Origin of the sequence: Stenotrophomonas maltophilia (assembly GCF_047782825.1) — a bacterium.
Taxonomy (GTDB): domain Bacteria; phylum Pseudomonadota; class Gammaproteobacteria; order Xanthomonadales; family Xanthomonadaceae; genus Stenotrophomonas.
On the sequence record NZ_CP180589.1, the window covers coordinates 3624641 to 3642612 of the forward strand.

The 17972-nt window shown below is 65.6% G+C and carries 15 protein-coding genes and 1 pseudogene; 10 read left to right on the forward strand and 6 right to left on the reverse strand.

The window, feature by feature from the left end; translation table 11 throughout:
- Nucleotides 1-437 precede the first annotated feature (437 nt).
- From ACM2ZB_RS16755 to ACM2ZB_RS16765, 3 genes are all read right to left on the reverse strand, one after another.
- The gene (locus tag ACM2ZB_RS16755; RefSeq protein WP_416056292.1) at nucleotides 438-566 is read right to left on the reverse strand and encodes a hypothetical protein; all 129 of its coding nucleotides are present in this window, start codon (nucleotides 564-566) and stop codon (nucleotides 438-440) included.
- 202 nt (nucleotides 567-768) lie between these two features.
- The gene (locus tag ACM2ZB_RS16760; RefSeq protein ID WP_416056293.1) at nucleotides 769-1419 is read right to left on the reverse strand and encodes a response regulator; all 651 of its coding nucleotides are present in this window, start codon (nucleotides 1417-1419) and stop codon (nucleotides 769-771) included.
- Between the two features lies 1 nt (nucleotide 1420).
- Nucleotides 1421-4342, reverse strand: coding sequence for a triple tyrosine motif-containing protein (locus ACM2ZB_RS16765; protein ID WP_416056294.1), 2922 nt, complete (start codon nucleotides 4340-4342; stop codon nucleotides 1421-1423).
- Between the two features lie 343 nt (nucleotides 4343-4685).
- Here ACM2ZB_RS16765 and ACM2ZB_RS16770 point away from each other — a divergent pair, with 343 nt between their 5' ends.
- The 10 genes from ACM2ZB_RS16770 to ACM2ZB_RS16815 all read left to right on the forward strand — a co-directional run bounded on the left by ACM2ZB_RS16770 (nucleotide 4686) and on the right by ACM2ZB_RS16815 (nucleotide 13776).
- Nucleotides 4686-5009, forward strand: coding sequence for a hypothetical protein (locus ACM2ZB_RS16770; protein WP_313437101.1), 324 nt, complete (start codon nucleotides 4686-4688; stop codon nucleotides 5007-5009).
- A 143-nt stretch (nucleotides 5010-5152) separates the two neighbouring features.
- Nucleotides 5153-5461, forward strand: coding sequence for an AraC family transcriptional regulator (locus tag ACM2ZB_RS16775; RefSeq protein WP_313437104.1), 309 nt, complete (start codon nucleotides 5153-5155; stop codon nucleotides 5459-5461).
- Nucleotides 5462-5480: 19 nt separating this feature from the next.
- Nucleotides 5481-6137: a hydrolase gene (locus ACM2ZB_RS16780; RefSeq protein WP_313437107.1), complete on the forward strand. Its 657-nt coding sequence runs from the start codon at nucleotides 5481-5483 to the stop codon at nucleotides 6135-6137.
- On the forward strand, nucleotides 6137-6577 hold the full coding sequence (locus tag ACM2ZB_RS16785) for a DoxX family protein (RefSeq protein ID WP_416056295.1): 441 nt from the start codon (nucleotides 6137-6139) through the stop codon (nucleotides 6575-6577). Before ACM2ZB_RS16780 ends, ACM2ZB_RS16785 begins: the two co-directional genes overlap by 1 nt.
- 122 nt (nucleotides 6578-6699) lie before the next feature.
- Nucleotides 6700-8547, forward strand: a complete 1848-nt coding sequence (locus ACM2ZB_RS16790) for an amidohydrolase (RefSeq protein WP_416058570.1) — start codon at nucleotides 6700-6702, stop codon at nucleotides 8545-8547.
- On the forward strand, nucleotides 8526-9809 hold the full coding sequence (locus ACM2ZB_RS16795; RefSeq protein WP_416056296.1) for an alginate export family protein: 1284 nt from the start codon (nucleotides 8526-8528) through the stop codon (nucleotides 9807-9809). The genes ACM2ZB_RS16790 and ACM2ZB_RS16795 overlap by 22 nt, the downstream gene beginning before the upstream one ends.
- The gene (locus tag ACM2ZB_RS16800; RefSeq protein WP_416056297.1) at nucleotides 9803-11446 is read left to right on the forward strand and encodes an MFS transporter; all 1644 of its coding nucleotides are present in this window, start codon (nucleotides 9803-9805) and stop codon (nucleotides 11444-11446) included. Before ACM2ZB_RS16795 ends, ACM2ZB_RS16800 begins: the two co-directional genes overlap by 7 nt.
- Before the next feature lie 101 nt (nucleotides 11447-11547).
- Nucleotides 11548-11877: a hypothetical protein gene (locus ACM2ZB_RS16805; protein ID WP_416056298.1), complete on the forward strand. Its 330-nt coding sequence runs from the start codon at nucleotides 11548-11550 to the stop codon at nucleotides 11875-11877.
- 110 nt (nucleotides 11878-11987) lie between these two features.
- A complete protein-coding gene (locus tag ACM2ZB_RS16810; RefSeq protein WP_416056299.1) occupies nucleotides 11988-12941 on the forward strand; it encodes an alpha/beta fold hydrolase in 954 nt (317 codons plus the stop codon).
- A 262-nt stretch (nucleotides 12942-13203) separates the two neighbouring features.
- On the forward strand, nucleotides 13204-13776 hold the full coding sequence (locus ACM2ZB_RS16815; RefSeq protein WP_416056300.1) for a hypothetical protein: 573 nt from the start codon (nucleotides 13204-13206) through the stop codon (nucleotides 13774-13776).
- A 587-nt stretch (nucleotides 13777-14363) separates the two neighbouring features.
- Here the strand turns inward: ACM2ZB_RS16815 and ACM2ZB_RS16820 are convergent.
- The 3 genes and pseudogenes from ACM2ZB_RS16820 to ACM2ZB_RS16830 form a co-directional block, all read right to left on the reverse strand.
- On the reverse strand, nucleotides 14364-14615 hold the full coding sequence (locus ACM2ZB_RS16820; protein ID WP_416056301.1) for a hypothetical protein: 252 nt from the start codon (nucleotides 14613-14615) through the stop codon (nucleotides 14364-14366).
- A 1101-nt stretch (nucleotides 14616-15716) separates the two neighbouring features.
- A pseudogene (locus ACM2ZB_RS16825) lies at nucleotides 15717-16212 on the reverse strand (ATP-binding protein); the annotation flags it as partial.
- A 132-nt stretch (nucleotides 16213-16344) separates the two neighbouring features.
- Entirely contained in the window at nucleotides 16345-17850 is a 1506-nt protein-coding gene (locus ACM2ZB_RS16830) for a YifB family Mg chelatase-like AAA ATPase (protein ID WP_416056302.1), read from the reverse strand.
- Nucleotides 17851-17972: the final 122 nt, after the last annotated feature.

Sequence of the window (17972 nt, forward strand, 5' to 3'; positions counted from 1 at the left end):
TGGGCGCGCCCAGTGATCCTGCGAGTAACTCGAAGACACGAATCTCGTTCGCAACGCTTACCTCAGCAGAGCGTACTTGACGCCCGCTTCTGGCCGGTAGCGGACTTCGGCCGGGCAGGAGATTGAGCCAACACGCACTAACCCTTTCATGCCAGGTTCTTTCGACTTTTCAAGCCGGTTGGTATAACACGTCCTTCCAGCCGATGCTGCTGCGCGGCATGGCTCAACTCAGGCGTTGGCCCCCAGGAAGGTTTCATGTCGAGCTTTGGAAGCTGCTGCAGCGATATGAGCAATGCAATGACATCTCCGCCAGAGAAGTTGCTGCGTGTTGAGGACAACGGCGTTCTGTACTTGGCAGTCGGATATATCCACACAGAACAAGGTGTCGGATGGTTTGATCAAGCTGTCATGTACTGCCCGTTCTGTGGCGCAGCGATTCAGTCACGCACGGAGATACAACGCCAGACCGACCCGCTCTTGTCGCTGTAGATGAACACTTCCGGGAAATCCAGATCCTCGAAGCTGCCAAGCAGCAATGCCTTCTTTCCATCCTTGGAAACGTGCATGGACTGGATGTCGAACGATGGTCCTTGCGGTCCACGCTCTGGCGGATGCGATCGGTTACCTGGTTGGTGAGCAGCGTCATCGGGGGTCCTTGTTCGTGAACTGCGAGGCGGTAGCGCGCCAGTCTAGCAACGAAGCGTGGCCGCTCTGCGGGCAGCTTTCATGGAATACCACCACCTGGTGCCGTCCAGCCACCCGCACATCTCACCGCGGCCGAAGATGATCCTCATCCAGCGTGATGATTCCCCGCTGCAACGACAGCGTGACTGCATGCGTGCGGTCACGCGCGCCCAGCTTGGCCATGGAATTCTTCATGTGCGCCTTCACCGTCTGCTCGGAAATGCCCAGCTGGTCGCCAATGCGCTTGTTGGAACAGCCGGCGGCAACAAACTTCAGTATCTCGATCTCACGCGGTGACAGCGCATCCAGGGTGACATGCGCGGCGATGTTGGTCGCTACCTCGGCCGGCAACGGAACGCGCTTGCCGGAATGCACCAGGCGGATGGTCGACAGCAGGTCGTGGCGCAGCATGTCCTTCAGCAGGTAGGCGCTGGCCCCGGCATGCAGGGCCTTCACCGCTTTCGCATCACCGCTGTAGGTGGTGAGCACGATGATGCGGGCGTCGGGTTCGGTTGCGCGGATGCGGGCAATCGCTTCGATGCCATCCATGCGGGGCATCTGCAGGTCCATCAGCACGACATCCGGGCGGTGTTCCAGGTAGGCGCTGACGGCCTGCACGCCATCGCCGGCTTCGGCCACCAGGTGCATGTCCGGGCTGCTCTGCAGCAGGGCGAGCAGGCCCTCGCGCAGCAGCGGGTGGTCATCCACCACCAGGATGCGGATGGGGGTGTTCATGTCAGCGCCTCGGCCATGGCAGCCGGCGCCACCAGGGCGCGGTGGCCCGGGCGGGGGTCAAGCGGTGGGTGGGGATGGACAGCGCGACCTCGGTGCCCAGGCCGGGGCGGGACCAGATCTTCAGGTCCGCGCCCAGGCGCAGGGCGCGTTCGCGCATGCCCTGCAGCCCCCAGTGGCCTTCGCGCACCCGGTCGGGCTCCATGCCCTGGCCATCGTCGCGGATGTGCAGCCGCAGGGTTGCGCCGTAAGCAATCTCCACTTCGATGGCCGATGCGCCTGAATGCTCGATGGCGTTGCGGATGGCTTCGCGCCCGATCAGGTAGATCTCTTCCAGTGCATCGGTGCCGATGCGCGGTGGCTCACCTTCCACGGTGATGCGAAGACGGCGGTCATCCGGCTGCGTGTCCTGGCTGAAGACTTCCGACAGGGCGGCGGCAAGATCGGCGCGGTTGTCGGCTTCCTGGCGCAGCGCGGTGACGCGGTCGCGGCCTTCGCGCAGGCTGTCCTCGGCGGCCTGCATGGCCGATTCCAGGCGTTCCTGGGCACCGGGTGGAAGGGCGGGCATCACGCTGATGGCATGCAGCCGCAGCAACAGGCCCTGGCTGCCCTGCAGCAGGGTGTCGTGCAGGTCGCGGGCGATGCGCTCGCGTTCCTGCAGGCGTTCTTCGTAGCGCGCCTTCACCAGCGCGGTGATGTTCCTGGCGCGCATGCGCGCGGCGGCGGCAATCAGCAGGATGATGGCAATGGCCACCAGGCTGCGGAACCAGAATGTCTGCGTCAGCAGCGGTTCGATGGTGAAGCTGGCGGAGGTAGGCGCGGTGCCCCATACGCCGTCTTCGCTGGCGGCGATGACATCGAAGGTGTAGGTGCCCGGGCCCAGGTTGGTGTAGTACGCCGTGGTGGCGCTGCCGGCGTCGCGCCAGTCTGCATCGACACGGGACAGCCGGTAGCGGTAGCGATTGCGCTCGGGCCGGGCCAGCGACTGGGCGATGAAATCGATCTGCAGCTGGGTGATGCCGGCGGGGAGCGTGGCGCCGTTGGCCAGCGGTTCCTGTGCATCGCCATAGTGGATGTTGCCGATGCGGGTGACCGGCGCTGCACGGCTGCGGTTGGGCTTGCGCGTATCCAGCCAGGCCAGGCCCTGGTTGGTGCCCAGCCAGAGCAGGCCATCGCGGGAAAGCTGTGCGGTGGGCAGGGGCCCGCTCTGCAGGGCAACGCCGGGCATGCCGTCGACATCATCGAACAGGCGCGGCGAAACCACGCTGCCCTGCGTGGCGCTTGCGATGGCGGTGGCCAGATCGAGGCGGACCAGGCCGCGCCCACCATTGAGCCAGAGCTGCCGCGACGGGTCGACCACGATGCCGGTGATGCCTTCCAGCGCACCGGCAATATCGACCTTCACTTCGCCGAAGGCATCTGCACCACGGCGGATGGCCAGGCCTTTTTCGCCGGCCACCAGCAGCAGGTCACCCTGGGCCAGGATGGCGGTGATCGGCCCGACGTTCAGGCCATCGGCTTTTCCCAGGGCGTGCAGTTGCCCGTTGTTGTAGAGCGCCAGCGCGCCATCGGCAAAGCCCGCAATGAGCCCGCCCTTGCCATCGGGCGCCAGTGCAATGCAGTTGTTGCGCTGCAGATCCACGGGGCTGCGCCAGGCACCATCGAGGTAATGGCTGAGGAAGGTGCCCTGCACGCAGGCCCAGGCTTCACGTGCACTGGGAAAATACAGGGCCTGCGGCTGCAGGCCTTCGGCCGCGCCCGGGAACGCGATGCGCTGCAGTTCGTGGCCGCGGCGCTGCACCAGGTTGGTCCATTCGAACTGCCAGAGCGGTGTGCGGTTGGCCAGGCCGGCGGCCTGCATCCGCGCACGCGGCAGGCCCAGTGTCTGCCGCTGCAGGGCGTAGGGCACGGTATCTTCGCCATAGCCGAACAGGTCGCCGGCCGCGTTGTGGCCCATGATGCGGTAAGGGTCGTAGGGCCCCTCGGTAAGCGTGCGTACGCTCTGGGCGCGGAAGCGGCTGAGGCCCAGGTTGGTGCCGATCCAGATGTTGCCTTCGCGATCCTCGAACACGGGCACTGCCGCTGCGGAGGTCAGCCCCTGGGCGACGTTGAAGGTTTCCACCAACACGGCGGTCTTGCCGTCGAACACCACCCGGGCCACGCCGCCGCCGCCATCCATGCCCCGCATCGGCGCCCACATCACCCCATCGGCGGTGAAGTGCATGCGGCTGGCGATGATGCCGGGCAGGCGGCGGGCCTCGCGTTCGGCTTCGGGCAGCATGCCGTGCGCATCGGCAATGGGCAGGGTGCCGCGGCCACGGTCGGCCAGCCAGATTTCGCCGGAGGGGCTTTCGGCCAGGGTGGACATCTGGGCGACGCCGATGCCGGTGGGGATGAACGTGGAGCCGCCCTTGGGGATGTACCAGACCTGCTGGCCTACCAGTGCCCAGAAGGTGCCGCGCGAATCATTCAGCAGCCAGTGGCCGCGCCGCTCGGGCACGCCCATGGAGGCCGGCAGTTTTTCCCAGCGGCCATTCCTGAAGCGGCGAAGCCCTTGTTCCACTGCGGCCCACAGCACGCCGTCGTTGTCGTAGGCGAAGCTGGCAACCACGCCGGCAGGTACGCCTTCGCTGCGCTGGTAGCTCTTGAGGGTCCTGCCGTTGGCCAGATGGCCGATGCCGGCGTGGAAGTAGCCGACCCACATGCTGCCGGGGCGATCGGCGAACAGGGTGACCATGTTCAGCGAAGGCGCATCCGTGCCTGCTCCGGCTTCCTGGCGCTGGAAGCGCTGGCCATCGAAGGTGTAGAGGCCCGAACCGGTTGCCAGCCAGAGCGTGCCGGCTTCGTCCTGCTGGATATCCCAGATATCGCCGGGTGCGCCCTGGCCTGCGCGCCAGGCGGTGTGGTTGTAACCGGTGAAACCCACATGGACCGGTGGATGCTGCCCGGCATGGCCCGTGCTGCAGACAGCCAGAAGCGCAGCCAGGAAGAGCCCCTGGAGCAAGCGGCTGATGAACGCGGGGCAGAGAGTCATGCGGGGATACGGCAGGTGGGGGACCAGACCCAGTGGGGCGTGCAGCAGCCAGCCAGCAAGGTGCGCGGCGAGCTTAGCACCCGCCTTTGCGGGGCGACCATAACGCATTGGGCGTACGCGGGCCGGGCGGGGCAGGGGTCTTCTACTACCCGAACGGGGCAGGTCGAACGCGATTTCATCGGCTACTAATGATGTCCGTAGCTCAGGGGGAGCGATCTTGCAGCGGCTATACGTGATGTTCCCTGACCGGGCCCCCGGCATCGGGCTGCTGTGGATGCGGCTGTGCCTTGCCGCCTCGCTGTGCCTGTCGATCGGCAGCGACCCGTGGCACACCGCAGGTTCGCTGGTGGTTGCGGCTCTGGTGGCGGCGGGCTGGCTGACCCTGCCGGCCGTGCTTCTGGCCACGGCCATCATGCTCTGGACCGGGCCGCTGACCGCGCTGGTGGTGCTGCCGCTGGGCCTGCTGCTGCTGGGCCCGGGGGCCTATTCGCTGGATGCGTGCTCTTTCGGGCGCCGCGTGGTCGATCTGGTGGGTGTGGGACGTAACCCTAAAGAGTAGGCCTGCAGGTCAACCAACAGGGCTACGAGGGCGCGCGCGGCACGGTCAAGCTGTGCTGCCCCCCAAGGACCATGCTGCCGATGGCCCATCGCTTGCCGCCCGACCACGTGCACCCTGCACCGGGATCCTGCCGGAGCGCGGCGTTGGACCGCGCCGTGCGCTACATCGCACGCAACCTGGACAAGCCGGTGCGGATAGAGGACGTGGCGTCCGCTGCCTGCGTCAGCCGCTTTCATCTGGCACGCCTGTTCCGGGCCGGGTTCGGCACCACCCCCAGCCGCTATATCCGCCGCACGCGCGTGCAGCAGGCCAGCCTGGAACTGCGGCACGGCCACACGCCCATGGCGCATATCGCAGCGCAGTTCGGCTTCTTCGACCAGAGCCATTTCGTGCGGTGTTTCCGCCAGGAAATGGGCTGCACCCCCACGCTTTACACCGCACGACGCACCTGAAACCCCCAAGGACACAGACATGACCCACGCTACCGCCACGCCCGCCAAGGGCCTGCTTTCGCCCACCGACCACGCCTTGGTGCTGATCGACTTCCAGTCGCAGATGGCGTTTGCCACCCACACCATCGATATCTCGGCGCTGCGTAACAACGTGTCGCTCATCAGCAAGGGTGCCAAGGGTTTCAACGTGCCGGTGGTGCTGACCACCGTGGCTGAGAAGTCCTTCTCCGGCCCGATGTTCCCGGAACTGCCGCAGATCTTCCCCGGCCAGGCCGTGTTCGATCGCACCTCGATGAACACCTGGGAAGACCAGCCGGTGATCGATGAGATCAACCGCATCGGGAAGCAGCGCCTGGTGTTGGCGGGGCTGTGGACCAGCGTGTGCATCGTCGGCCCGACCCTGTCGGCGCTGGAGCAGGGCTTCGAGGTGTATGTGATCACCGATGCCTGCGGCGATGTGAGCGAAGAGGCGCACGAGCGCGCGATCACCCGCATGGTGCAGGCCGGCGCCAAGCCGATCACCAGCGTGCAGTACCTGCTGGAGCTGCAGCGCGACTGGGCCCGCGGCGAAACCTATGGCCTGACCACCGGCATCGCCCGCGACCACGCCGGCGGCTACGGCATTGGCATCCAGTACGCCAAGACCATGTTCGGTGCGCAGGAAGGCGGCCACTGATGAAGAAGGCCGCAGAAGTGAACCTTCAACAGGATGCTGCCGTGCTCCTTCTGCGGCTCAGTGCGGGCGGCTTCCTGCTGCCGCACGGGCTGGGCAAGGTGTTTGGCTGGTTCGGCGGCCCGGGCCTGGGCGGCTTCGTGCAGGAGCTGGCGCAGTTCGGCCTGCCGGCCTACCCGGCCGTGGCCCTGGTGCTGGCCGTGGTGCAGAGCCTGTTCGGGCTGACGGTGCTGCTGGGTGCATGGACCCGCGTTTCCGCGGTGATCGCCGCCGGCTTCATTGCCACCACGGTGTGGATCGCCATTCCGCACGGCTGGTTCTGGATGGGCACGGGCGTGGAATACCCGCTGATGTGGCTGGCCGCGCTGCTGTCGATCGCGCTGCTGGGCGGCGGCCGCGTCTCCATTGATGGCCTGCGTGCCGCCCACCTGGATGCCAAGTGATGAGTGACGAACCGATCCTTCCGTCGCGCCGCAATGTGATTGTCGGTGCAGGCGCTGCCCTGGCCATGGGCTTCGTCGGCCGCAGCATCGCCAAGGTGCTTTCGCCCGAGCAGAGCAAGCGCATGAGCACGCTGGTGATCCGCAACGCGCGCATCACCACCCTGGACCCGGCCATGCCGCACGCGCAGGCCTTGGCCGTGCAGGATGGCCGCATCGTGGCGGTGGGCAGCAACGAGGAGGTCATGAAGGGCTGGGCCGCCGAGGCGACCATCCTGGATGGCCAGGGCCGCCGGCTCATTCCCGGGCTCAACGACAGCCACACCCACTTGATCCGCGGTGGCCTGAACTACAACCTGGAACTGCGCTGGGACGGCCTGCGTTCGCTGGCCGATGCCATGGCCATGTTGAAGGCGCAGGTGGACCGTACCCCGGCACCGCAGTGGGTGCGCGTGGTGGGTGGCTTCACGGCCACCCAGTTCCAGGAAAAGCGCCTGCCGACCCTGCAGGAGCTCAATGACATCGCGCCGGACACGCCGGTGTTCCTGCTGCACCTGTACGACCGTGCACTGCTGAACCGCGCGGCCCTGCGTGCGGCGGGCTACACCAAGGATACGAAGGACCCGCCGGGCGGGCAGATCGTGCGCGATTCGCTGGGCAACCCCACCGGCCTGTTGCTGGCCAAGCCCAATGCGCTGATCCTGTACGCGACGCTGGCCAAGGGCCCGCGCCTGCCGATCGAGTACCAGGCCAATTCCACCCGCCACTTCATGCGCGAGTTGAACCGCCTGGGCATCACCTCGGTGATCGATGCCGGTGGTGGCTTCCAGAACTACCCCGAGGATTACCAGGTCATCGAGCAGCTGCACCGCGATGACCAGCTGACGGTGCGCATTGCCTACAACCTGTTCACCCAGAAGCAGGGCCAGGAAATGGCCGACTTCGAGCGCTGGACGGACATGCTGACGCCGCGCCAGGGCGATGACCTGCTGCGCCACAATGGCGCCGGCGAGATGCTGGTGTTTTCCGCTGCGGACTTCGAGCTGTTCAACGAACCGCGCCCGGAACTGCCGCCGGAGCTGGAGCCGGAACTGCACGATGTGGTGAAGCTGCTGGTGCAGAAGCGCTGGCCGTTCCGCATCCATGCCACCTACGACGAGAGCATCACCCGCATACTGGATGTGTATGAGCAGGTGAACCGCGAGGTGCCGTTCGATGGCCTGCGCTGGTTCATCGACCATGCCGAGACCATCACCCCGCGCAACATCGAACGCATCCGCGCGCTGGGCGGCGGTATTGCCGTGCAGCACCGCATGGCCTACCAGGGCGAAGCCTTCGTTGAACGCTACGGCGTGCAGGCTGCGCGGCATACGCCGCCGGTCAAGCGCATGCTGTCCGAGGGCGTGCCGGTGGGCGCCGGTACCGATGCCACGCGCGTGGCCAGCTACAACCCATGGGTGGCGCTGTCGTGGCTGGTGACCGGGCGTACTGTGGGCGGCCTGGCGCTGTATGGCGAAGAGAACCTGCTGGAACGCGAACAGGCGCTGCGCCTGTGGACGCAGGGCAGTGCCTGGTTCTCTGGCGATGAAGACACCAAGGGCACGTTGAAGGTTGGCCAATTGGCGGACTTCAGCATCCTGTCGGCGGACTTCTTCCGCGTTGATGATGCGCAGATTGCCGACATCACCAGCCTGCTGACCGTGGTGGGCGGCAAGATCGTGCATTCCGATGGTGATTTCGAGGGCTTGGCCGCACCGCTGCCGCCGGCGATGCCGGACTGGTCGCCGGTGAACAGGTTTGGTGGCTACCACGTGGGTGGCAAGGCCACCGGCCTGGCCATGGCGCATCACCACCACCATGGCGCCGCCTGCGGTGCCCATGGCGCGCACGGCCACGCCGCGCTGCACGCCGCCCCGACCAATGAGCTGACCTCGTTCTGGGGCGCACTGGGGTGCTCATGCTTCGCGTTCTGACCCTGGCCCTGCTGGCCGCCCCGTCGCTGGCCCTGGCCTGTGACGGCGGCGCCTGTAAGGACGTGGGTGATGGCCAGTTGCAGCTGGATGCCTCGCTGCGCCTGCGCGGCATGTATTACGACCCGACCCGTTTCGGCATTGGCGAGCGCGAGGATGGCTATGGCCTGCTGCGCACGCTCGCTTCGGCGCGCTACCGCCAGGACCACTGGCAGGCCACGCTGCAGCTGGGCGCGCATGCCGAAGAGGGCAAGGCCGGCGGCCCGGGTAAGACCGACCGTGGCGCGCTTGATATCCAGCAGGCCTACTGGCGTTGGGAAAACAACGGCCTGCACGTGCAGCTGGGGCGGCAGGAAGCCGGCTATGGCAGCTCGCGGCTGCTGTCGGTGCGTGATGGGCCGAACATCCGCCTGGCCTTCGACGGCGCACGCATGGGCTGGAGCGGCCGCCTGGGCAAGCTGGACCTGATGGCGCTGCGCGCGGTGGAGAACCGCCCGGGTGCCTTTGATGACCGTGGCGAGCATGGCGCGCATCTGTGGGGTGCCTATGCCACCACCGCGCGCGGCCATGGCCCCGGCCAGTGGGATCTGCACCTGCTGGATTACCGCCGGGAGGCAGGCCGCTTTGCTGCGGGAAGTGGCATCGAACGCCGCCAGACCGTGGGCGCGCGCTGGTTCGGCCGTGCTGGCCGCCTGGACTGGAATACCGAGCTGGTGGCCCAGGGTGGCGAACTGCGTACCGCCGCTGCCGATCTGGACATCCGCGCTTGGACCCTCGCCACGGACACGGGTTGGCAGTGGCAGGGCCAGCCGCTGCAGCCGCGGCTGGGCCTGAAGGCGGACATCGCCAGCGGCGATGGCAACCTGCACGATGGTCGCTTGGGCACGTTCAATGCGTTGTACCCGAAGTCGGCCTACTTCAGTGAGGCCAGCCTGCTGGCACCGGCCAACCTGATGGACATCCAGCCCACCCTGGCCCTGCGCCTGCATGAAAAGGTGACCACCGAACTGGGCGTGCAGCTGGCCTGGAAGCACCGCCGCGCCGATGCGGTCTACACCACGCCGGCGCCGCTGGTGGCGCTGCCGGGTACGGCCGGTGGCCCCCGCCGCATCGGTAATCAATACAAATCCGAAACCCGCTGGCAGGCCAGCGAACACTGGCAATGGCAGCTGCAGCTGGCCTGGATGGATGCGGGCCCTGCGCTGAAGCAGGCCGGCGGCCAGGACACGATGTTCGCCTCGATCGTTGGAGCATGGCAATGGTGAACGCAACCGCGTCACAACACTCCCCCCAGGCCGGTGCCTGGTCCCCGCTGAAGATCGGCATGTTCCGATCGCTGTGGCTGGCCATCCTGGCCAGCAACATCGGCACCTGGGTCAATGACGTGGCCGCGGCCTGGGTCATGGCCGAACGCACCGGCTCGCCGCTGATGGTGGCCCTGGTGCAGTCGGCCACCACCGTGCCGATCGTGCTGCTGGCATTGGCCGCCGGCACGCTGGCCGACATCGTGGACCGCCGCAGGTACCTGATCTTCACCCAGGCCTGGATGCTGCTGGTGGCCCTGGTGATGGCCGTGCTGACCCACCTGCAGATGCTCACGCCGGAACTGCTGGTGCTGCTGACCTTCTGCATGGGCTGTGGTGCGGCCATGGCGATGCCGGCGCAGGCGGCGATCGTGTCCGAACTGGTGCCGCAGCCGATGCTGGCTTCGGCGGTGGCGCTGAACTCGATCGGCATCAACATCGCCCGTTCGATCGGCCCGGCCATCGGTGGCGTGATCGTGTCCCAGCTGGGCGCGATGTACGCCTTCGGCTTCAACGCCATCACCTTCGCCGCCATGCTGGCGGTGGTGTGGATGTGGAAGCGCGACCCCACCGCGTCCAGCCTGCCGCCGGAAGGTTTCGGTGCCGGCCTGAAGGCGGGCATCCGCTACGCCACGAAGGCGGGCAAGCTGCAGGCAGTGCTGATCAAGTCGGTTGGCTTCTTCTTCTTCGCCGCGGCCGCCAACGCACTGTTGCCGGTGGTAGTGCGCGGGCAGATGCACGGCGGGGCAGGGCAGTACGGCATGTTGCTGGGCTGCATCGGCATCGGCGCGGTGGGTGGCGCCCTGCTGCTGCCGAGGCTGCGGGCCAGGCTGGACCGCGACCTGCTGGTGCTGCTGGCCACGCTTGCGCTGGCGGGCAGCCTGGTGGGCCTGGCCCTGCTGCGCAGCTGGTACCTGCTGCCGCCAGTGATGATGATCAATGGTTTTGCCTGGATCACCGTGCTGTCCTCGCTGCAGATTGCCGCGCAGACCTCGGTGCCGGCTTGGGTGCGCGCGCGCGCGCTGGCGCTGTACATCATGATCTTCTCGCTGGGCATGGCCGCCGGTGGCTTGAGCTGGGGTGCACTGGCGCAGCGGACATCGCCGGAACTGGCGCTGATTGTGGCTGCCATCGGCGCGGTGGTGGGCGGCCTGCTGGTGTGGCGCGTGCGCATTGCCGGTACCGAAGAACTGAACCTGCGGCCGGCGGGGCATTGGCCGGCGCCAGAGCTGTCGGTGGCCGTATCGCACGACCGCGGGCCGGTGCTGGTCACCATCGAATACCGCATTGACGCCGCTGACCGCGCGGCCTTCCACACGCACATGCACCAGCTGGGCATCATCCGCCGGCGCGATGGTGCGGTGGTGTGGGGCGTGGTCGAGGATGTCGCCACGCCGGGCATCCACCTGGAGTACTTCGTTGCCGCGTCCTGGCTGGAGCACCTGCGCCAGCACGAGCGCATCACGGCCGACGACAAGCAGATCCAGGAGGCGTTGCGTGCACTTCACCGCGGTGAGCGCGCGCCGGTGGTGCGGCACTTCGTGGGTGGTGGCGATGCGCCGGTGACCCCGCTGGCACACCACCACCAGGACATCTGACAACGCTGCTGTCCTGAAGCGGCACGCAGCACGCAGCACGCAGCAACGCAGGGCGCCCCAACGGGCGCCCTGCGCACATGAGACCTTCGCGGAACCTTCCGATGGCGTACCTGGCAACAATGAAATCCACAGGCCTGACGTGCCTGGTGGACGAGGCACTGCGTTCCAGGTCGCTTCCCGATCTGCACCGCTGGGGCCAGCAACGCGGGCTGACCTGCAGCGGGTCGGTCCACCACGAAGACGCGGGCACCATCCGCGGCCGGGTGGGCGAAGGCTACTTCGAGCTGCTCTGGGAAAAGCCCGCGCTGCACGCCGGATGCCGCTGCATCTGGATGTCGTGCGCGCTGTGGGCGGCCAACCGCATCCTGGTGCTGGAGAGGGGGCGGATCGCCGCCACCGGATGCCGTGCGGCGGCCTGCGTGCGGCCCTGATCCGCACATCGGTCCAAGACGATATATCAAGTATTGAGGACCATACATCACCAATGCGCCGGGATGCCGGCGCACAGTACGTCCACCCCAACCACCCGGAACGCATCCCCATGAACACTGTCACCCGCACCCTGGCGGCCGCCGCCCTGGCCCTGTCGGTCCAGGCCGGCCTGTCCGCCCAGGCCGCCGAACCGGCCAAGCCGGCCGCTATCACCAGCATCGCGCGCACCGCCAGCACCATCACCACCGCCGATGGCGTGCAGCTGTACTACAAGGATTGGGGCCCGAAGGATGGCCCGGTGGTCACCTTCAGCCACGGCTGGCCGCTGAACTCGGACAGCTGGGAATCGCAGATGATCTTCCTGGCCAACCACGGCTACCGGGTGATCGCCCATGACCGCCGCGGCCACGGTCGTTCCAGCCAGCCCTGGGATGGCAACGACATGGATCACTACGCCGATGACCTGGCCACGGTGATCAACACCCTGGACCTGCATGACGTGACCCTGGTGGGCTTCTCCACCGGTGGCGGCGAAGTGGCGCGCTACATCGGCCGCCATGGCACCGGCCGGGTGAAGAAGGCCGTGCTGATCAGCTCGGTGCCGCCGTTCATGCTGAAGACCGCCGACAACCCCAACGGCCTGCCGATCGAAGTGTTCGATGGCATCCGCAAGGCGCAGATGGAAAACCGCGCGCAGCTGTACAAGGACATTCCGTCGGGCCCGTTCTACGGCTTCAACCGCCCGGGCGCGAAGGTGTCGCAGGGTCTGATCGATGCGTGGTGGGCGCAGGGCATGCAGGGCGGCCACAAGAACACCTACGATTCGATCGCCGCGTTTTCGGCCACCGATTTCCGTGCCGACCTGAAGAAGTTCGACGTGCCGACCCTGGTCATCCACGGTGACGACGACCAGATCGTGCCGATCGACATCTCCGGCCGCCAGTCGGCCAAGCTGATCAAGGGGGCCCGGCTGATCGTGTACCCGGGTGCGCCGCACGGCCTGACCGACACGCACAAGGACAAGGTCAACCAGGATCTGTTGGCTTTCCTGCAGGAAAAGTAAGTGTGAGGAGCCCCGGTGTTTGCCGGGGCTCCCTGCACAGCAACGCGGCCTCTTCAGGAGCAGGAAAGTGACTACTTTTCTAACCGCGTTGGTCTAGGCCACGCCGTGGCGAAGTCGGTGCGTACTGTCCGGCCAGGTCTTCCAGTTGTGGGCGATGTCTGGTCGCCCTAAGATCCCTCTTATGTAAACCAGCCACAGGTAACAGCGTCTGTCTTGCCAAGCTATTGAGGTGCGTTGGTAACAGGAGAAGGGAGCTCCAAGCATGACCAGATCGATGGATGAAAAGCTGCTTGCCAAGTACCGGGATTACGCAAGCTCTGAGGAAGCACTCGCTGTCCTCTTTGTCAAAAGACACTTGCCCGAGTCTCGTGGTCATTGGGTTGATCCGGTGGACTTCTGCCGCTACCAGCAGTCTGCGGATAGCCTCCACTTTCGGTTCGTGGTGGGTGGGTTGTATCAGCGAAAGCGCCTTCCAAAGTACCCTCCCAAATCAGATTTCACGTTCAATGGTCGGTTTGACGAACACGGGTACCTCGCGATCACCCGAGCTCTCACATGGGAGGCCGCACATACGGATATCCAGGAGCAGCAGGCTGCCGGGGTTGTCGCAGTGGAATTCGAGGTCAGGGGAGTGAGCTATGACCGTAATCGCGGCAGTACCGGGTTCTTTCGTGACGATGCACCGGAGGAGATCAAGGCGCTGGCGAGCAATCTTCAGGACCGGACCAATCCTCTATGGGATCACGCGCTGAAGTACGCCAATGCTCCCGAATTTGTCTTTGAGATTCGACGAGCTACCGTGCTTGGCGCCGGTCGTGGAAGGCGGGCGCGATGACTGGAACTGCACAGGATCGCGAATCCAACCCGGATGAACTGGCTGGCTGCTGCTGGCGGAACCAACGAAGGTCAGTCTAGGCGAGCTCGGTTTGGAGGTGAATGACCTGGCAGGTCCGTACGCCTTCAAGGGTGCATGCCTGGTCCTTGTCGATTCTCCGGACTGGCTCGAGGGCACAGCTTGCCTGGACAGGCCCTCGCGGGGCTGCACAACTCAGGAGGCCCCAATGCGCTCGGGCTTGCAATCAATGCGTCGCTGAGCGGGGCCAGATGGTTGTAGCTCCTTTACAACCGTCCGCGATATCGGGGGTAGAATTCCTCGTATCTAATTGGTGGTTCGTCTCCCTCCGCATCGGCAGCCTAGCGAAAATGTTAGGGCGGAGAGGGAGTGATGGTTCCTCTGCTCCCTTTGAACAGAGATTGTGGAGTCTCCTGAGAACAACGCCCGCGACCAACTTCAGAACGCTTAGTCGACGCTGCGATGATTCAGTCGCAACCATGCCTGCATTGGCAGAAGAGCCGTCTAAGTGACGGCCCTCCATGGCGCTGAAATGGCCCGCCCGATTGATAGGGTAGGCCCCAAGTTGGTTACTTCTTGAACTTGGCTTCAAGGAATCGGGTTAGATCGTCCCGCTTGAATGGGGCTCTACCGTTGAAATCCTCAAGTGCGGCAGCAATGATGTCTCGATTCTTGTTGCTTCTTTCGTATCCGTGAGTTTCCAGGAAGTGATCAATGAAGTACTCGACTTCATAGTCCTCTGTCATCGAGACAAAGATGCGATCGATCTTTCCGATGTACTTCTTGTTGTCGTGCTTCGACCAGTCGCCAAGCTGTTCCATTGCAAGTCTCCATGGTTGTTGAGAGCGTAAACTACTCAAATGAAATTTCGTCGAGTTCCGACCATCGGGGAAACTGATAAATCAGTGGGGCTTTGAACCGCACAAGCAACAAGTCTGTGCCCCGACGCTTCAATCTTTCTTGTGCATTAGCCGTTGCTCGGAGATAACTTGACCAACGGTAGTGGCGGATGTTGGCATCGTCGCGCTCTTGCTAATGAGATCTTTGAGTACGGCCTCAAACTGGGTTTGGCTTAATGCTCCGTTCGCGTGTAGCTGGCAGAGATAGAACATGCCAGTGTCCAAGTAGGCCGTTCTTTCGGTAGAGACGCTAAGTGCCATGACCGCGTTGCTTACGGCTAGGGAAGCCGCTGCCAATTCACTTCCACTAGCGGGTGTGGCCGGGTTCGCTAGCTTAAGGGCGGTATCCGAAAGGCTAGCGGTGGCCCCTACGGAAGTCGCTCCAGCGGTCATCGCTCGCTGCATGCATATCGGTGCGCGATCCGTGCCGCGCGGATAGGCCACTGCTGCAGAGACGTCATTGGACCAGATGAAAACGGAGCCGAGGGTTTGAGTAGTGTCTCCTCTAACCGATACAAATGATCTTTTGAATTTTGCTGGAGTACAGCCGCTTGTCCCTATGGCGATCGTAACCAATAGCGCGATAATCGAGAATCGAAACATTGGCTATCCCCCTGTGGATAGAACGTGCTGGTGAGAGTACACCACGATGGCCAAGGGCTATGCGGGCCTGCCCTGGCCACTACAGGCGGGAGATTAGATCGGGCGCAAGCATGGTGCAACCAGCAGAGCTGCTTCAGCGAGGCTGATGGCGGACCACTTCCCTCTGAGCCTGACGTGGTGATGGGGGCAGAGGTTCCGTCGGGGAGAGATAATTAACCGGCTGCCTTCGGATCGAAGGCTGAATTTCGGAGCTGTCCGCGCGTGCATTCGTTTCGAGGGCGCTTTGCTTGAATGTCCCTTGCAAGATGTTCCAATGCGTCGGGTGACCATCCTGGGGCGATTGGGCCGACGGTTCTAGTTCGTCCCCGGTTCCTTCAGCCTTTTCGATAGCTCTGTTGACAGAAAAACTGACGACCTGAGACTGCCATCGCGCACCAGCGATGCCGTGTTCGCACTATGGTGCAGCGCACGGAACGGCCGCTGCCGCCAGCGTAGGGGGCCGCCCTTCACCGCTGACCAATGCGATCGCAGCCAGCTGCAGCGCTTCGGACTCTTCGGTATCAGGCAGCTGGCTGGGCAGGCGCGAGGCCAGCAGGGTCTTGCCACTGCCAAGATTGCCGATCAGCAGCAGATGTTGGCCGCCGGCGGCCGCCACGACCAAGGCCGCCACTTCCAGGGCGCGGCGCGCATGCGCCTTCCCGGGTACGTCGGCCAGATCGACAGGGGCGGGGCGTGGCAGCCACGCGCTCCACCGGCGGCAGCAGGCGCGGACTGCCCAACCTAGCGCAGCATTCCAGTTGGCCTCCTTGGGAATATCGGCCGGGGCCAGGTTCAAGGTGATGCGCCGTTGCGGGGAATCGAAGCGCGCGCACAGCAGGGTGGCAATCACACGTTCTTGCGATTCGCGCATGCCGGCCCCAGCTCGATTGCCTGGTCACCCCGTGCGTGGCACCCAGCTTCGTGCGTGATGTGATGACCACGCAAGTGGATCGACAAGCGTGAAGTCTGCTGATCGCGCAGCGGGCAATAATCTGGCTCTCCCGCGCCCTCAGCCACTCGCTTTCCCCCGGTCCAGCTGCCGGTACCCGATCGCTTCCGCCAGATGCGCGGTCTGGATGCGCTCGCTGCCATCCAGATCGGCAATCGTCCGCGCCACCCGCAGGATGCGGTGCATGGCCCGCGCCGACAGCTGCAGGCGCTCGATGGCCTGCTCCAACAGATCCTGATCCGCTTCCGACAGCCGGGTGCACGAGCGCAGCGCCGCCGGTGCCAGGTGGGCATTGAGTGCGCCCCGCGCGCGCTGCCGTGCATGCGCGGCCTCCACCCGCGCCCGCACGACGGCGCTGGGTTCGCCCAGGGGCGTACTCTCGCGCAGTTCCACTGCATCCATGCGGGCCACGCTGATATGCAGGTCGATGCGGTCCAGTAGCGGCCCTGATACCCGCGCGCGATAGCGGGTGATGCGTTCATCGGTGCACAGGCAGCGGTTGCTTCGATCCCCCGCCCAGCCGCACGGACAGGGGTTCATCGCCGCCACCATCTGGAAGCGCGCCGGGTACTGCACGCTGCGCGCGGCGCGGGCAATGCGGATGTGGCCCGATTCCAGCGGTTCGCGCAGGGTCTCCAGCGCGTTGCGGTTCCATTCGGGTAATTCATCCAGGAACAGTACGCCGTGGTGGGCCAGTGATATCTCGCCGGGGCAGGGCGGATTGCCGCCGCCCACCAGCGCCGCCGCGCTCGCACTGTGGTGCGGCGCGCGGAACGGGCGCTGCCGCCAGCGCTGGGGGTCCAGCCCTTCGCCGCTGACCGATGCGATCGCTGCCAGCTGCAGCGCTTCGGACTCTTCGGTATCTGGCAGCAGGCTGGGCAGGCGCGAGGCCAGCAGGGTCTTGCCGCAGCCAGGGCTGCCGATCAGCAGCAGATGATGGCCACCGGCGGCCGCCACTTCCAGGGCGCGGCGCGCATGCGCCTGCCCGCGTACGTCAGCCAGATCGGGCAGGGGCAGGGGCGTGGTCGCCACGCGCTCCACCGGTGGCAGCAGGCGCGGGTTGCCCAACCCGGCGCAGCATTCCAGCAGGGTGCGGGCCACCCGCACATCGGCATGTTCAGCCAGGGCGGCTTCGGCGGCATTGCCCGGTGGCACCACCAGGATGCGCCCGGCCTCGGCGGCGGCAATCGCGGCCGGCAGCGCGCCGCAGACCGGCCGCAGTTCGCCGGTCAGGCCCAGCTCGCCCAGGAATTCGTACTGCAGCAGCGATTGCGGATCGACCTGGCCACTGGCCGCCAGGATGCCCAGGGCAATGGCCAGATCGTAGCGGCCGCCCTCCTTGGGCAGGTCGGCCGGAGCCAGGTTCAAGGTGATGCGCCGCTGCGGGAAATCGAAGCGCGCGCAGAGCAGGGCGGCCCGCACGCGTTCGCGTGACTCGCGCACGCTGGCTTCGGCCAGGCCGACAATCTGGGTGACCGGCAGGCCGCCGGACAGATGTACTTCCACCCGCACCAGCGGGGCGTCGACCCCGGCGCGGGCGCGGCTGTGGACCAGCGCCAGGCTCATGTGTGGATTCCTGCGGAGGGGCGCTTGATGGTGCGGCAGGTGGGTTGTGGACGACCATCGGGTTATGCAGGCGCGCCGCCTAGGGGTATCCCGACCCATGGCATGATGGCGCCGGCCGGGCT

What these genes read in the sequence shown, in the direction of transcription:
- ACM2ZB_RS16790 (WP_416058570.1), top strand. Translation starts at nt 6,700, where the DNA reads ATGAGCACGCTGGTGATCCGCAACGCGCGCATCACCACCCTGGACCCG.
- ACM2ZB_RS16760 (WP_416056293.1), bottom strand. Translation starts at nt 1,419, where the DNA reads ATGAACACCCCCATCCGCATCCTGGTGGTGGATGACCACCCGCTGCTG.
- ACM2ZB_RS16815 (WP_416056300.1), top strand. Translation starts at nt 13,204, where the DNA reads ATGACCAGATCGATGGATGAAAAGCTGCTTGCCAAGTACCGGGATTAC.
- ACM2ZB_RS16830 (WP_416056302.1), bottom strand. Translation starts at nt 17,850, where the DNA reads ATGAGCCTGGCGCTGGTCCACAGCCGCGCCCGCGCCGGGGTCGACGCC.
- ACM2ZB_RS16780 (WP_313437107.1), top strand. Translation starts at nt 5,481, where the DNA reads ATGACCCACGCTACCGCCACGCCCGCCAAGGGCCTGCTTTCGCCCACC.
- ACM2ZB_RS16800 (WP_416056297.1), top strand. Translation starts at nt 9,803, where the DNA reads ATGGTGAACGCAACCGCGTCACAACACTCCCCCCAGGCCGGTGCCTGG.
- ACM2ZB_RS16770 (WP_313437101.1), top strand. Translation starts at nt 4,686, where the DNA reads ATGTTCCCTGACCGGGCCCCCGGCATCGGGCTGCTGTGGATGCGGCTG.
- ACM2ZB_RS16810 (WP_416056299.1), top strand. Translation starts at nt 11,988, where the DNA reads ATGAACACTGTCACCCGCACCCTGGCGGCCGCCGCCCTGGCCCTGTCG.
- ACM2ZB_RS16820 (WP_416056301.1), bottom strand. Translation starts at nt 14,615, where the DNA reads ATGGAACAGCTTGGCGACTGGTCGAAGCACGACAACAAGAAGTACATC.
- ACM2ZB_RS16755 (WP_416056292.1), bottom strand. Translation starts at nt 566, where the DNA reads ATGCACGTTTCCAAGGATGGAAAGAAGGCATTGCTGCTTGGCAGCTTC.
- ACM2ZB_RS16805 (WP_416056298.1), top strand. Translation starts at nt 11,548, where the DNA reads ATGGCGTACCTGGCAACAATGAAATCCACAGGCCTGACGTGCCTGGTG.
- ACM2ZB_RS16785 (WP_416056295.1), top strand. Translation starts at nt 6,137, where the DNA reads ATGAAGAAGGCCGCAGAAGTGAACCTTCAACAGGATGCTGCCGTGCTC.